This is a genomic window from Sphingomonas sp. HMP9 (assembly GCF_013374115.1).
Lineage (GTDB): Bacteria > Pseudomonadota > Alphaproteobacteria > Sphingomonadales > Sphingomonadaceae > Sphingomonas.
In genome coordinates this window covers 249,137-263,509 of the sequence record NZ_AP022673.1, presented here as the reverse complement: position 1 = coordinate 263,509, position 14,373 = coordinate 249,137, and the positions used below count along the sequence as shown (strand labels likewise).

Sequence of the window (14,373 nt, the reverse complement as noted above, 5' to 3'; positions counted from 1 at the left end):
CTATTCGTGGCGCAGCGCGCGGGCGGGTTCTGCGCGGGCGACACGCCACGCCTGGCCGAAGACGGTGGCGCTCGCGATCAGCACCGCAGCGAGCGAGGCGCCGACGAAGAACAGCGGCGACAGCGCGATCCGGTCGTCGAACCCGCCGAGCCAGCGCTGCATCGCGACATAGGCGAGCGGCCACGCGACGAGGTTGGCGAGGATCACGGGCCGCAGGAACTGCCCGATCAGCAGCCGCAGCACTTCCGCGGTCGACGCGCCGAGCGTCTTGCGGATACCGATCTCCTTGACGCGCCGCGCGGTGTCGAATGCCGCCAAACCGTACAGCCCGATACAGCCGATCAGCACCGCCAGCACCGCGCCGATCGTGAACAGCCGCGAGCGTTGCGCGTCCGCCTTGTAATACCGCTTGTACAGATTGTCCTCGACCGAGCGCGCGTCGAACGGGACGCCCGGCACGACGCGCTTCCACGCCGCCTCGAGCGCCGCGGTCATCGCCTTCGCATCGCGACCGGCGTAGCGCACCGCCGCGAACGGAGAGAGGATGTCGACCGTGTTGTAGGTATAGGCGACCGGCGTGACCGGATCGCGCGGGCTCCTGAAGCGGAGGTCGTCGACCACGCCGATGATCGTCGAGTCCCGCTCGCCGTCGTTGATCGCCTGCCCCAGCGCCGCCGTCGGCGAGGCGAAACCGAGCGCGGTCACCGCCGTCCGGTTGACCACCAAGTTGGGCCCTGCCCGCTTGCGTTCGGCGACCGTCAACAGGCCCCGGTCATCGGCGTGCGCGGCGTCGAACAGACGCCCCGCGACGAGCCGCGCGCCGTACACGCGGAAATAGTCGCGGCCGGTGCCGACATCCATCAACGATATCTTGCTGCCGGACGTGCCTGCGCGGCTGTACCCCGAGAAATTGGTCGTGCTCTGGTCGCCCGGCGCATTGTTGGCGACCGTGACGCCGTTGACGCCGGGCGCCCCCGCAAGGCTGCGCAGGATCGCCGCGCGCTGCGGGGAATCGATCCCGCCGGTCATCAGCGATCGCACGATCAGCAAACCATCGCGACGAAAACCGAGATCGGCGTCCCGGATATGCGCGGTCTGTCTGAGCATGACGCCGGTCGCGATGGCGAACGCGATCGCGATCGCGAACTGCACAACCACCAGCGCACTGCGCAGCCGGGTGCCGCTGCGTCCACCGCCGGGCGCGCGCGTCGAGGCGAGCACCGCGGCGGGGCGAAAGCCCGACAGCACGAACGCGGGATACAGCCCCGCGACCAAAGCGATGCCCAGGACCAGCAGCACTAGCGGCAGGACGACGCCGTCCCATCCGGCATAGCGGATCGCTAGCGTCGTTCCGCCCAGCGCGTTGATGAACGGCAGCGCGATCTCGGCAAGCGCGAGCCCGATCAGCGCCGCCACCGCGACGGTCGCCAGCGCCTCGCCAAGGAATTGTCGCACCAGCGACCGGCGCGTGCCGCCCAGCACCTTGCGCATCGCCACTTCGCGCGCGCGCAGCCCTGCGCGCGCGGTCGCCAGATTGACGTAGTTCACGATCGCGATCAGCAGCGTCAGCAGCCCGACCGCGCCCAGTGTCGTGACGATCGCGCGATCGCCCGGGCTGTACAGATGCATCGCGGTCAGCGGCCGCAGCGACTGGAAATACTCGCCTTTCTTGAGATTGCCGTCGGCATAGGCGTGGCGGCCAAGGAACTCGGGCAACTGCGTCTCGAACGCGCGCGCGGCGGCGGCATCGGGGAACCGCAGAAGCGTGGTCAGCGATGCGCTGCCCCAATGGTCCCACCATTCATTGCCGAAGCGCGTGCGCGCCAATTGCGCGAACATCTCGCTCTTGAACGTCACGTCGGCGGGCATGTCGCACAGCACCGCACCGACCCGGTAGGGATAGCTCGTCCCGTCGATCGACAGCTGCAGCGTCCGGCCGATCGCCGACTGGCTCCCGAAATATTTCCGTGCCGCCTGCTGCGTGATGACCAGACCGTTCGGGTCCGCGAGCGTCGCCGCAGGATCGCCCTCGACCGCGGGAAATCGCATCAGGTCGAAGAAGTTCGGGTCGACCGTGCCCAGATCCTCGGCGGTCGCCTGCCCGCCCTGCTGCACGGTCGCCGCCGTGTTCATGTAGCGCGTACCGACCAGCTGCGGGTAATCGGCCTGCAGGATCTTGAGTTCGCTGCCCATCGTGTTCGGATTGGTGTCGGCCGGATAGCCCGGCATCACATAGCGCTCCTCCAGCACCCACAACCGATCCTGTAGCGGCAACACGCGGTCATACCCGGTCTCGAACCGGACGAAGAGGAACAGGACAAGGAACGTCGCGATCCCCAGCGCAAGACCGCCGATGTTGAGCAGCGCGAACAACCGGTGATGCGCAAGCGAGCGATAGAGACTGGTGAGCGCGGTCATGGCGGTTCCTTCAGGCGTCGCTAGCGGGCTTGGGGGCGGGCTTGGTCGCGGTCTTGGTCGCGGGCTTGGTCGCGGCGAGATGGCGGACGAGGACCACCACGAGCAGCATCAGCACGATCATCTGGAGAGAGCGGCGCATCATGCCGCCCTCCGCGCCGACGACAGGATGCGGCCGTCGAGCATGTGCACCGTCCGCTTGGCGATATCGGCGTGCGACGGGCTGTGCGTGACCATGACGATCGTCGCGCCCTCCGCGTTCAACTGGCCTAGGATGTCCATCACCTGCGCGCCGTTCTCGGTATCCAGGTTGCCGGTCGGTTCGTCGGCGAGGATCAGCCGCGGTTCGCCGACGATCGCGCGCGCGATCGCCGCGCGCTGTTGCTGGCCGCCCGACAATTGGTGCGGATGATGCCGCTGGCGGTGGGCGATACCGACGCGGTCCATCGCCGCCGCCACGCGCTCCTTCTTCTCGCGCGCGGGCATGGTGCGATAGGCGAGCCCCAGCGCGACGTTCTCGGCGATCGTCAGCTCGTCGATCAGGTTGAAGCTCTGGAACACGAAGCCCAGCCGGTCGCGGCGCAGTCTGGCGAGTTCGGCTTCGGGTGCCCGCGCGATGTCGGCGCCTTCGAACAAATACCGCCCGTCGGTCGGCCGGTCGATCGTGCCGATGATGTTGAGCAAGGTCGATTTGCCGCACCCCGACGGCCCCATGATCGCGACGAATTCGCCCGCCTCGACGTGAAGGTCGATGCCGCCGAGCGCGGTCGTCTCGATCTCGTCCGAGGCATAGGTGCGGCTGAGGTCCTGCAGGTGGATCATGATCGATTCCTATCGGATGAGGAGGGTCTGGAAGGGGGTGTAGGTGCCGAGCGCAGTGGTCACGATCCGCTCGCCGGGCGCGAGGCCGGAGACGATCTCGACCTGATCGGGATTGCGGCGGCCGGTGACGATCGCGCGCCTGACGGCCTTTGTGTTCCCGTCGAGCACGAACGCGGTCGTGCCGCCCGCATCGAGCCAGCCACCCGACGGCGCCACCACCGCAGGCCGGTCCGCGCCGAGCACGAGCCGTACGTCGAGCGTCTGGCCGCGGTTCAGGCCGGCCGGCACGACCCCACGAAAACCGAGTTCGACGCGAAACCGGCCCTCGGTCACCTGCGGCAGGATCTTGATGATCGCCATCGGATAGCTGCGGCCGTCGATGTCCGCCGCCGCCGTGAGCCCGGTCCGGACTCGCCCGAGGTAGAATTGGTCGACGTCGGCGGTCAGCTTCCACTGGCCTTCGGAGTCGATCTGGCCGACCGGATCGCCGGGCTTTAGCGTCTGGCCGGGCTGGAGCGTAAAGGCGGTCAGCCGTCCCGCGACCGGCGCGCGCAGCACCAGTGCGGACAGGCTCGCGCGGACCATTGCCAGGCTCTCGCGCAACTGCCGTGCGGTGGCGGCGATGCCGGAGGACTGATCCGCAAGCGTCGCCCCCGCCTCGGCGGTCCCGCGGTCGAGCGCGCCGACGCGCGCCTGCTGATATCCGACATCCTCGCGCACCGGATCGATCGCGGCGCGCGTGATGATCCCCCGGTCGAACAGCACCTGCTTCTGCGCGAGCAAGGTCCGCGCCTTGGACAGCGCATTGCGCGCCTCGGCCAGATCGCGTGCGCCGTCCTGCCGCGTGTTCTGCACCGACAACCGCTGGCCGCTGATCGCGCTCAACTGCCCGACGATGTCGGCGGAGCGGCTGGCAACGTCGAGTTCGAGCGATGGGTTGGACAGACGCGCGAGCGGCGTACCGGCGTCGACCATCGCGCCGTCGCTCGCCGCGAGTTCGGCGACCTGTCCGCCCGAGATCGCCGTCACGAAAACGGTACGCAGTGGCGCGACCTCTGCCCGCAGCGGCACGAAATCGCGGAATGGCGCGCGTACGACGTCGCCCGTGCGGATCGCGACGGCATCGACGGTCAGTGCATTGGCGCCCGGCATCAGCAGCCACAGCAGCACCGCCGCAGCCACCACCGCAAGCGCAAGCGCACCGCGCACGATCCACCGGCGTCGCTTGGCATGCGGACGCTCGATACGCCGGTCCATCGCGGCGCCCGTTCCGGGAAGGGTCGTTTCCGTCATGCGAGCAGTGTACGCGACGCACCGCAGACAACCTAAGCAGCTGTTGTTAATCAGCTTTCTACGCGGAAACGCCCCAGCGGACACCACCACTGTACCAACTGTCCGTTTCCGGACACTATCATGGGCATGTCAACCGAATCGCATATCCTGGTCATCGACGACGATCCCGACATCGCCAAGGCCGCACGGCTGTTGCTCGAACGGCACGGCATGCGCGTCTCGACCGCGGCGAACCCGGAGGCGGCCTGGGTGCTGCTCGCGGGCGAACCGATCGACGTCATCCTGCTCGACCTGAATTTCGCGCGAGGACGGACCACCGGCGAGGAGGGCTTCGCGATGCTCGACCGGTTGATCGCGGCGGACGCGCGCGCGGTCGTGATCGTCGTCACCGGGCATAGCGGGATCGCGGTCGCGGTCCGGGCAATGCGCAGCGGGGCGACCGATTTCGTGATCAAGCCCTGGAACAACGAACGCCTGCTGACCACGGTCGAGCGCGGACTGGCATTGCGCCGCGCGAAACTGGAGATCGCGGCGACGCCGCCCGTTCACGACGGGATCCTGCTCGGCGAGAGCGCCGGGATCGCGCGCGCCCGCGGACTGGTCGCTCGGGTCGCGCCTACCGCAGCCCCGATCCTGATCCTCGGCGCTGCGGGCACCGGCAAGACGCTGATCGCTCGGCTGATTCATCAGGCCTCGCCGCATGCCGGGCGTCCGTTCGTCACGTTGGACGCCGAAGCTGCGGACGCCGCCGTCATCGCCGAGCGAAGCGCGGCGGCAGCGGGCGGGATGCTGGTGATCGATCACATCGACCGACTGCCTCGTGCGCTGAGCGGCGTTCTGCTATCTGCGCTCGACGGCATTCGTGTCATCGCGACCACGCGCCTGGATCGCACCGGCGTTCGAGGGGCGATCGGCGAAGACCTGCTCGACCGGGTCGGAACGATCGAGATCGCCCTCCCGCCGCTCGCCGATCGCGCGGGCGATGCGGTGCTGCTCGCACGCCACTTCCTCGCGCTGTTCGCCTACCGCCACGGCACGCCGCTCAGACCCCTTGATGCAGACGCCGTGCAGGCGATCGCAGCAGATCGCTGGCCCGACAACGTCCGCGGCCTGCGCCAGACGATGGAACGCACGGTGCTGCTCGGCACTGGCGAGACGTACGCGATCGGCGACCTCCTGCTCTCTACCGCCACCGCCGAGCCGCAATCGCTCGCACCCGATCTGTCGCTCGCGCGCAACGAGGAAACGCTGATCACCGCAGCGCTCGAACGCCACGCCTTCAACGTCAGCCGCGCCGCCGCGCAGCTCGGATTGACCCGCGCGGCGCTCTACCGCCGGATGGCGCGCTATGGCCTCTGACCGGACTCGCGCGGCGGTTCGCGCGCTGGTGATCGCCGCGGCCGGTGCCGGTGGTGCGGTCGCCGCGACGCGCGGTCTGTATGCCACCGCGCTGTTGGCGGCGATGATCGCGATCTGGATCGCCGCGCTCAACCTGGTCGACACGGGTCAGCGCGCCCCGACGCCGGCGCCACCACTCCCGGCCGCCTCTGCCGGAGACGAGGAACGGCGGCGCCTGAACGCCTATCTCGATTTGTCGCCCGCGCCCCTGGTCGCGTTCGACGACGGCCGGTTGCGCGCCGTCAACCGCGCCGCGCGGCGATTGCTTGGCGCAGGCGACCTCGTCGCCGATCCGCCCGAGGGGCTCGTTACCGCGCTCGCCGATACCCGCCCCGGTCGGACCACCACGATCGACATCGGCCATGACGTCGACATGCGGAGCTTTGCGTTGGCCACAAGCGACCTCGTCCTCGCCGGGCGGATGACGCGGATCGGCGCGCTGATCGACATCGATGCCGAACTGAAGGCCGCCGAGGCCGCCGCGTTGCGCGAACTCGTCCAGGTCTTGAGCCACGAGATCGTCAACGCCCTCACCCCGATCGCCTCGCTGGCCGAGACCGCGGTAGCGATGCTCGACGATCCGGATCCGATGCTGCCCAAGGTGCGCGACGCGGTCGAGACGGTCGCGCGCCGTGCCGCCAGCCTGCACCGCTTCGGCGAAAGCTACCGTGCCTTGGCGAAGCTGCCTGCCCCTTCCGCGGTGCGGGTTCCCGTGGCCGGGTTCGTCAGCGATCTGGCAGCCTTGTTCACGACGCGGTGGCCGACGATCGCGTTTACGACTGACATGCTAGAGGCACCTGCCTATCTGCTGGTGGACCCGGATCAGTTGACGGCAGCGCTCTGGGCCGTGTTGCAGAACGCAGCCGAGGCGTTGCACGCGTGGCCCGATACGCGGGTCACGCTGTCCATTTCCGCCCGCGTCGGCCAAACGCAGTTCACGATCACTGACACCGGCCCGGGTATTCCAGCCGGAAACCAAGCCGACATTTTCCGCCCCTTCTTCACCACCAAGAGCGAGGGCACGGGTGTAGGTCTGGCGCTCGCTCGGCAGATATTCCGCGGCCACAACGGCGATCTCGGCCTCGCACAGTCATCACCCGGTAGGACACGGTTCGAGGGCACGCTGCCTTCCGTTCCGATCAGCTGAACACGCATCGCCAGCCCAAGCGCCATGACACCTCGAATTTTCGGCGCGACGTACCACATGCCGGTCAACGGAGGTTGTTCATGACCAGCTACAGCAAGACCGATGCCGCCGTCGCCGCGCTGACCCCGGAGCAGTTCCGCGTAACGCAGCAAAACGCCACCGAGCGTCCCGGCACCGGCGCGCTGCTGCACACGACGGCCGCGGGGATCTACGTCGACATCGTCTCGGGCGAACCGCTGTTCGCTAGCGCCGACAAATACGAGTCCGGTTGCGGCTGGCCCAGCTTCACCAGGCCGATCGAACCCACCAGCGTGACCGCCAAGCGCGACTGGTCGATGCTGATCCCGCGCACCGAAGTGCGCTCGACACACGGCGACAGTCACCTCGGCCACGTCTTCAAGGACGGTCCCCGCAGCCGCGGCGGACTGCGCTACTGCATCAACTCGGCGGCGTTGCGCTTCGTCCCACGCGCGGAAATGGCCAAGCAAGGCTATGCGGCCTATCTCGATCAGGTTGAGGACGTTCCCGCCAGCTGAGGCGCGTCGATCATGGCGCGTTGATCGCCGCACTCGGCGCGCCTATCGCACTCGAATGACCCAGAATCGACGTTGGCGAAGAGTCCTGATTGCACTGTTCGTCGTCGTGATAGCCTTCACCGGATATCACGCGGTCAGGACGGTTAGCGACGCGATCTATTGGAACGCGCACCGCGACGAGCCGATCGAGCGATGGATGACGATAGGCTATGTCGCGCATTCGTATCATGTCCCGCCGCACGTCCTGCACCAGGCGCTGAACCTGCCGCCGATGCCGGACCGTCGTCCGCTCGGCCGGATCGCCCGGGAGAGCGGGCGCTCGATGAACCAGATCGAGGCGAAACTGAAATATGCGATCGTCCACGCGCGGCCGCCCTACCCGGCGCCCGGCCCGCCCCCGCGACCGTTCATGCCGTCACCGTCGTCGTCGTCGCCCGCGAAATGACCGACCAGCTGCTTGAACTGCTGACGACCTACGGGCTCCCCGCGCTGTTCGGCGCGATGATCCTCGCTGCGGCGGGGATGCCGTTCCCCAGCTCGCTGACGTTGGTCGCGATGGGGTCGTTCGTCGCGCAGGGGGAGCTCGCATTCTGGCCTGTGGTATTTGCAGGCGCCGCCGGCGCGATCGTCGGCGACCAGATCGGCTACGCCTTCGGACGATATGGCGGCCGGCCCTTGCTCGCTGCGGTCACGAAGCGGATCGGCGGGGCGGACAAGGTCGAGCAAGCCGAAGCATATTCACGCAAATGGGCGGGTTGGGGCATCTTCTTCAGCCGGTGGCTGATCGGCCCGCTTGGACCATGGATCAACGTCACCAGCGGACTGACCGAATACCAGTGGATGCGATTCATCGTCCTCGACGTCGCGGGCGAAGTCCTTTGGCTGCTGATCTACGTCTCGCTGGGCCGCGCCTTCAGCGACCAGGTTCAGACGATCGCCAGCCTGCTCGGCAATCTGACCTGGGTGATCGTCGGCCTGCTGGTCGCCGGGCTGCTAGGGTGGAAACTATTCGGCCGTCCGACGAAAGTTTCGGACGACGCGGCATGACGGCTGACGCTGGACCGCATTGAGGCGGACGAGATTTCCAGGCTCGGTCCAACACCTTGCCCGATGCCGAAACTCCCGTAAGTTCCAGGCTCTCGATCAAGCGTTTGGCTGCCGATCCCTGGCGCCAGACGATCTGACGCCAGAGACAAAGGAATTCGAATGCGCGCCGGTGTCTGTCTGATTGCCCTGCTCCTCACCACCACCGCCTTCGCTCAGACGCCCGGCGGCAGCGCCTATCACCGCGCGCCCGATGCGATCGCCAAGGCGCTGGAAGCGCCGCCCACGCCGGGCGTCGCCGTCAGCCCCGATCACCGCACGCTTGCCATCCTGGGGCGCGAGAATTTGCCCTCGATCGCCAATCTGTCGAAACCGATCCTGCGCCTGGGCGGCTACCGCATCGATCCCGCCACCAACGGTCAGGCCGAGGTGCGCGTCCAGTGGCTGAACGCGCTCAGCTTCAAGGACGTGGGCTCGGGGCGGACCGTGGCGGTCAAGCTGCCTGCCGGCTTGCGCTTCGCCGCGCCCGATTGGTCGCCCGACGGCAGCCGCCTCGCCTTCTACGCGCAAGACGCCGACGGCCTGTCGCTTTGGATCGCCGAGCGCGACGGCAGCGCCCGCGCGGTTGCCCGGGGGCTGAACGGCACGTTCGGGACACCCTTCGTCTGGATGCCGGACGGCAAGGCGCTGGTCGCCTATACCGTGCCCGCCGGTCGCGGCGCGGCACCCGTCGCGAACACTACGCCGACCGGCCCGGTGATCCAGGAAAGCGCCGGCCGCACCTCGGCGGCGCGGACCTATGAGGATCTCCTCGGCGATGCACATGACGAGGCCTTGTTCGACCATTACTTTACGGGCCAGCTGGTCCGGATCGATCTCGCCGGCGCTGCACAGCCGATTGGCACGCCGGGCCTGTTTACCGATTTCAGCGTCTCCCCGGACGGTCGCTACCTCCTGACCGAGCGGCTCAAGCGACCCTATTCCTACCTGCTGCCCGCCCGTTTCTTCCCGACCGAGATCGCCGTATCCACGATCGCGGGCCAACCGGTGAAGACACTGGCCGATCGCCCGCTCGCCGACGATCTGCCGGTCGATTTCGACGCCACCTTCAAGGGGCCGCGCGAGGCGGTCTGGCGGTCGGATGCACCGGCGACGCTCGTCTGGGCCGAGGCGCTGGACGGCGGCAATCCGCGCGCGAAGATCGCGTTCCACGACAAGGTGATGATGCAGGCCGCGCCGTTCGACGCCGCGCCGGTGGAACTGGCGCAGACCCCGGCCCGCTACGCGACGACGATATGGGGCGACGATGGTTTCGCGCTGGTGATCGATCGTGAATGGCGCACGCGCACCGAACATCGCATCGCCGTCGCGCCGTCGCGACCGGGACCGACCCGAGCGGTGCTGACGCGTAACTACCAGGATCAATATGGCGATCCCGGCGTCCCGATGGTGGAGGAGAATGCTGCCGGCAAGCCGGTGATGCGCTTCACGCCCGCGCATGACGGCGTGTACGTCACCGGCGACGGCGCGACGAAAGCGGGGGCGTTCCCCTTCCTGGCGACGATGCCGCTGGCCGGGGGCGAACAGACGCGGCTGTGGACCGCCAAGGCGCCGTATTACGAGACGGTCGTCGCGTTGATCGACGCGCGCGGGCAGCGGATACTGACGCGGCGTGAGAGCGCGAAGCTTGCACCCAACTACATGATCCGCGACGTGAAGGGGAGCAGTGCCAAGCCCGTCACCGCCTTCGCCGATCCCGCCCCGGTCTTCGCCGGCGTCACGCAGCGCACCATCACCTATCCCCGCGCCGACGGACTGCCGCTGTCGGGCTCGCTGTATCTACCCGCCGGCTACGACGCGAAACGCGACGGGCCGTTGCCGACGCTGCTTTGGGCGTATCCGGCGGAGTTCACCGACGCGAAGGTCGCCGGCCAGACGGTCGATCAGGGCAACCGGTTCGTCCGCCCGCGCGGCATCAGCCACCTGTTCCTGCTGACTCAGGGCTATGCGATCCTCGACAACCCGTCGATGCCGATCATCGGCGAAGGCGGTGCGGAAGCCAACGATACCTATGTGAAACAATTGCAGCAGGATGCGCAGGCGGCGGTCGACGCGGTGGTCAAACTGGGCGTCGGCGACCGCAGCCGCATGGCGGTCGGCGGGCACAGCTACGGCGCGTTCATGACCGCCAATCTGCTCGCGCATACCGATCTGTTCCGCGCCGGGATCGCGCGATCGGGCGCCTATAACCGCACGCTGACGCCGTTCGGCTTCCAGGCCGAGCAGCGTACTTATTGGCAGGCGACGCCGACCTATACCGAGATGAGCCCGTTCACCTATGCCGACCGGATCAAGGCGCCGATCCTGCTGATCCATGGCGGCGCAGACGACAATAGCGGCACCTTCCCGATCCAGTCCGAGCGCATGTACGCGGCGCTGAAGGGCAATGGCGCGACCGTCCGCTACGTCGTCCTGCCCAACGAGCCGCATGGCTATCGCGCGCTGGAGTCGACCGAGGAAACGTTGTGGCAGATGACCGACTGGCTGGACCGCTACGTCAAGCCGAAACAGAGCGGATCGACGGTAGCGACAACGACCGCGAAGAAGTAATCGAGGTGCCGGTCGCGGTCCGAAAGCCCGCGACCGGCGAGACGTTCGGCACTCATAGGCGACCGTCACTCGACCGCGTCTTAGGATACCCTGCCGCGTCGGGAACAAGCGCTACTCGGCCGCTGCAGCGTCGAGCTTGTCCTGCGTCCGCGTGTCGAAGTCGCCGGCGTCGTGGCGTTCGGGGAGTTGGCTCGAAGGCTCGCCCATCACGCGGTTGACCATCCGCCCCCGCATCACCGCGGGCCTTGCGGCGATCAGATCGGTCCAGCGCAGGACGTTCTTATAGTCGTCAACCTGAAGGAACTGCGCGGCATCATATACCAGCCCCTTCACCAAGGCGCCGTACCAAGGCCACACCGCCATGTCGGCAATCGAATAGTCGTCACCGCCGAGATACTCGCTCTCGCCCAGACGTCGGTCGAGAACGTCGAGCTGCCGCTTAACCTCCATCGCGAAGCGGTCGATCGCATATTCGATCTTCACCGGCGCATAGGCGTAGAAATGCCCGAAGCCGCCGCCCAGCATCGGCCCCGCCCCCATCTGCCAGAACAGCCACGACAGCACCTCGGCGCGCTTGGCGGCATCGGTGGGCAGGAACGCGCCGAACTTCTCGGCGAGATAGACGAGGATCGAGCCGGATTCGAAGACCCGGATCGGACTTGCGCCGCTGCGATCGACCAGCGCGGGGATTTTCGAATTGGGGTTGGCCTCGACGAAGCCGCTGCCGAACTGGTCGCCGTCCATGATCTTGATCAGCCAGGCGTCGTATTCGGCGCCCGTGTGCCCGGCTGCGAGCAACTCCTCGAGCATCACCGTCACCTTCACCCCATTGGGCGTCGCCAGCGAATAGAGCTGGAGCGGGTGCTTGCCGACCGGCAGGTCCTGGTCGTGCGTGGCGCCGGCGATCGGACGGTTGATGCTGGCGAACCGGCCCCCGCTGTCCTTGTTCCAGGTCCAGACCTTGGGCGGCGTGTATTCGGCGGTCTCGGTCATTCGGTTTCTCCGCTCCGGTTGTTCCTCGTTTGCGAAGTGGGACGTTGCAGGATTCGACGCAAGGGCGGATCAGGTTTTGGAGGCCGTCATCTCCATGGCCCGGACACGACACCCGCTTGCCGCAGGTCCGCGACGCGCTAAGCAGGGGTAACCGCTGTTCTGCCGGAGCCCTCGATGCGCCTTACCGTCACCGCTGCCCTTATCCTTGCCACCGCCGCGCCTGTGTCGGCGCAGACGCTTCACCAATATGGCGGGCTCGCGCTGTCTCCCGCGGGCGATCGCACCGCGACCGTCGAGAGCAGCGGCGCACACGGGGTAGTGACGCTGCGCAGCGTCACCGACGGGCGCGTAATGCGGACGATCGATCCATGCGCGACATGCAGCTATACGGGGCTGACGTTCGCGCCCAATGGCGACCTGGTGTTCCTGGTCCGCGACAGCGCCGCAGGCACCGTCCGGCTGACCTATGCCGATGCCAAGTCGACACGCACCGTCGCGACCATCGCCGGCATCGCGCAGACCCCGCGCGTGTCGCCCGACGGCACGCGTATCGCGCTATTGGTGACGCTGGGCGCCGCCAAGGAATCGGGTGCGACGCAGGCCGGTGTCCGGATGATCGGCGAGATCGGCGAGAAGAGCGATGAGCAGCGCCTCGCCGTATTCGACATCGCCAAGGCGACGACCGCCGTCAGACCGCTCTCGCCCGCGGGTCGCTACGTCTACGAATATGACTGGACGCCGGACGGCCGCGGCTTCGTCGCGACCACCGCGCTCGGCAATGGCGACAACAATTGGTGGGTCGCGACGCTCGACGCAATCGATGCTCAGACCGGCGCGGTCCGCTCGATCGCCAGGCCGACGACGCAGATCAACCAGCCGCGGGTGTCGCCCGATGGCCGCACCGTCGCGTATGTGGGTGGCCTGATGAGCGATTTCGGCTCGATCGGCGGCGACGTCTTCACGGTCGGATTGGCGGGCGGCACCCCGCGCAACGTCACGGCTGGCGCCAAGTCGACCGTGACGACGATCGCCTGGACCCGCGGCGGCCTTCGCACGGTGACGCTGGCGGGCGACCAGATGCAGTTCGGCACGCTCACCCCCGGCCAGCCGGTCGTGCCGGGCTTTGCGAAGCCGGCAAGCTCGACCGCAGGCGATGGCCGCGCGGTGTTCTCCGCCGACGGCAGGATCGCCGCTGCGGTAGTGCAGGATTACGAGCACGCACCGGCCATCTACGCAGGTCCGCTCGGATCTCGGGACCAGGGCGTCAAACAGATCACGCATGATAACGACGCGATGCCCGCGCTCGCCGCCGCGCGCAGCATCAGCTGGAAGAACGAGGGATACGACGTTCAGGGCTGGCTCCTCGCCCCCCGCGTCGCGCCGACCGGGAAGGCGCCGATGATCACGATCGTCCATGGCGGCCCATCGGCGGCCTCGACGCCTGCGTATCTCTATCCAACCTCGCTCAACGCCGCTTTGGTCAAGGCTGGCTATTACGTCTTCCTGCCCAATCCGCGCGGCAGCTACGGACAGGGCGAGGCGTTCACCGCGGCGAACAAGCACGACTTCGGCGGTGGCGATCTGCGCGACGTGCTGGCCGGCGTCGATGCGGTCGAGGCGGTGGCACCGGTCGACGACAAGCGCCTCGGCCTTGGCGGGTGCAGCTATGGCGGGTTCATGGCAATGTGGGCCAACACGCAGACCAACCGCTTCAAGGGGATCGTCGCAGGGGCCGGCCTGTCGAACTGGGTCAGCTATTACGGCACCAACGGCATCGACCAGTGGCTGCTGCCGTTCTTCGGCAAGTCGATGTACGACGACATGAAGGCGTATGAGGACGTCTCCGCCATCTATCACGCGAAAACCGCCCAAACGCCCACGTTCATCTATGTCGGCGAGCGCGATATCGAGGTGCCGCCGACCCAGTCGATCGAATGGTGGCACGCGCTGAAGGATCGCAACGTCCCCGTCAGCCTGGTGATCTATCCCGACGCGGGCCATTGCGTGACGGGCCCCGACCAGTCCGCGGACGTCCGCCAGCGATCGATCGCGTGGTTCGACAAATACGTGAAGAACGCCAAGTAGCATCTGGGCGGCCGGGGGACTTCGGGATAG

At 67.6% G+C, this 14,373-nt stretch carries 12 protein-coding genes; 7 read left to right on the top strand and 5 right to left on the bottom strand.

Annotation, left to right across the window (positions count from 1 at the left end; translation table 11 throughout):
- Genes HMP09_RS01245 through HMP09_RS01235 form a run of 4 tightly spaced genes read right to left on the bottom strand, consistent with a single transcriptional unit; the run spans position 1 to position 4,530 of the window.
- Positions 1-2,418, bottom strand: a complete 2,418-nt coding sequence (locus HMP09_RS01245) for an ABC transporter permease (RefSeq protein WP_176498847.1) — start codon at positions 2,416-2,418, stop codon at positions 1-3.
- A gap of 10 nt (positions 2,419-2,428) precedes the next feature.
- Positions 2,429-2,560, bottom strand: a complete 132-nt coding sequence (locus HMP09_RS18515; protein WP_269473588.1) for a hypothetical protein — start codon at positions 2,558-2,560, stop codon at positions 2,429-2,431.
- Entirely contained in the window at positions 2,557-3,237 is a 681-nt protein-coding gene (locus HMP09_RS01240; RefSeq protein ID WP_176498846.1) for an ABC transporter ATP-binding protein, read from the bottom strand. Before HMP09_RS01240 ends, HMP09_RS18515 begins: the two co-directional genes overlap by 4 nt.
- Positions 3,238-3,246: 9 nt before the next feature.
- The gene (locus HMP09_RS01235; protein WP_232090523.1) at positions 3,247-4,530 is read right to left on the bottom strand and encodes an efflux RND transporter periplasmic adaptor subunit; all 1,284 of its coding nucleotides are present in this window, start codon (positions 4,528-4,530) and stop codon (positions 3,247-3,249) included.
- Positions 4,531-4,656: 126 nt separating this feature from the next.
- Between HMP09_RS01235 and HMP09_RS01230 the strand changes: the two genes are divergently transcribed.
- The 6 genes from HMP09_RS01230 (at position 4,657) to HMP09_RS01205 (ending at position 11,265) form a co-directional block, all read left to right on the top strand.
- Complete coding sequence (locus tag HMP09_RS01230) at positions 4,657-5,889, top strand: sigma-54-dependent transcriptional regulator (RefSeq protein WP_176498845.1); 1,233 nt, start codon at positions 4,657-4,659, stop codon at positions 5,887-5,889.
- Positions 5,879-7,075: a sensor histidine kinase gene (locus HMP09_RS01225; protein ID WP_176498844.1), complete on the top strand. Its 1,197-nt coding sequence runs from the start codon at positions 5,879-5,881 to the stop codon at positions 7,073-7,075. Before HMP09_RS01230 ends, HMP09_RS01225 begins: the two co-directional genes overlap by 11 nt.
- Before the next feature lie 80 nt (positions 7,076-7,155).
- Positions 7,156-7,611: a peptide-methionine (R)-S-oxide reductase MsrB gene (gene msrB / locus HMP09_RS01220; protein WP_176498843.1), complete on the top strand. Its 456-nt coding sequence runs from the start codon at positions 7,156-7,158 to the stop codon at positions 7,609-7,611.
- A 55-nt stretch (positions 7,612-7,666) separates the two neighbouring features.
- On the top strand, positions 7,667-8,056 hold the full coding sequence (locus HMP09_RS01215) for a hypothetical protein (protein WP_176498842.1): 390 nt from the start codon (positions 7,667-7,669) through the stop codon (positions 8,054-8,056).
- The gene (locus tag HMP09_RS01210) at positions 8,053-8,658 is read left to right on the top strand and encodes a DedA family protein (protein ID WP_176498841.1); all 606 of its coding nucleotides are present in this window, start codon (positions 8,053-8,055) and stop codon (positions 8,656-8,658) included. Before HMP09_RS01215 ends, HMP09_RS01210 begins: the two co-directional genes overlap by 4 nt.
- A 159-nt stretch (positions 8,659-8,817) precedes the next feature.
- Entirely contained in the window at positions 8,818-11,265 is a 2,448-nt protein-coding gene (locus HMP09_RS01205) for an alpha/beta hydrolase family protein (protein ID WP_176498840.1), read from the top strand.
- Positions 11,266-11,376: 111 nt separating this feature from the next.
- On the opposite strand, the gene yghU is transcribed toward HMP09_RS01205, so the two are convergent.
- Positions 11,377-12,258: a glutathione-dependent disulfide-bond oxidoreductase gene (gene yghU / locus HMP09_RS01200; protein WP_176498839.1), complete on the bottom strand. Its 882-nt coding sequence runs from the start codon at positions 12,256-12,258 to the stop codon at positions 11,377-11,379.
- A 174-nt stretch (positions 12,259-12,432) separates the two neighbouring features.
- On the opposite strand from yghU, the gene HMP09_RS01195 reads away from it, so the two are divergent.
- Positions 12,433-14,343 (top strand): S9 family peptidase, encoded by a 1,911-nt coding sequence (locus HMP09_RS01195; RefSeq protein ID WP_176498838.1) that lies wholly within the window; start codon positions 12,433-12,435, stop codon positions 14,341-14,343.
- Positions 14,344-14,373 lie beyond the last annotated feature (30 nt).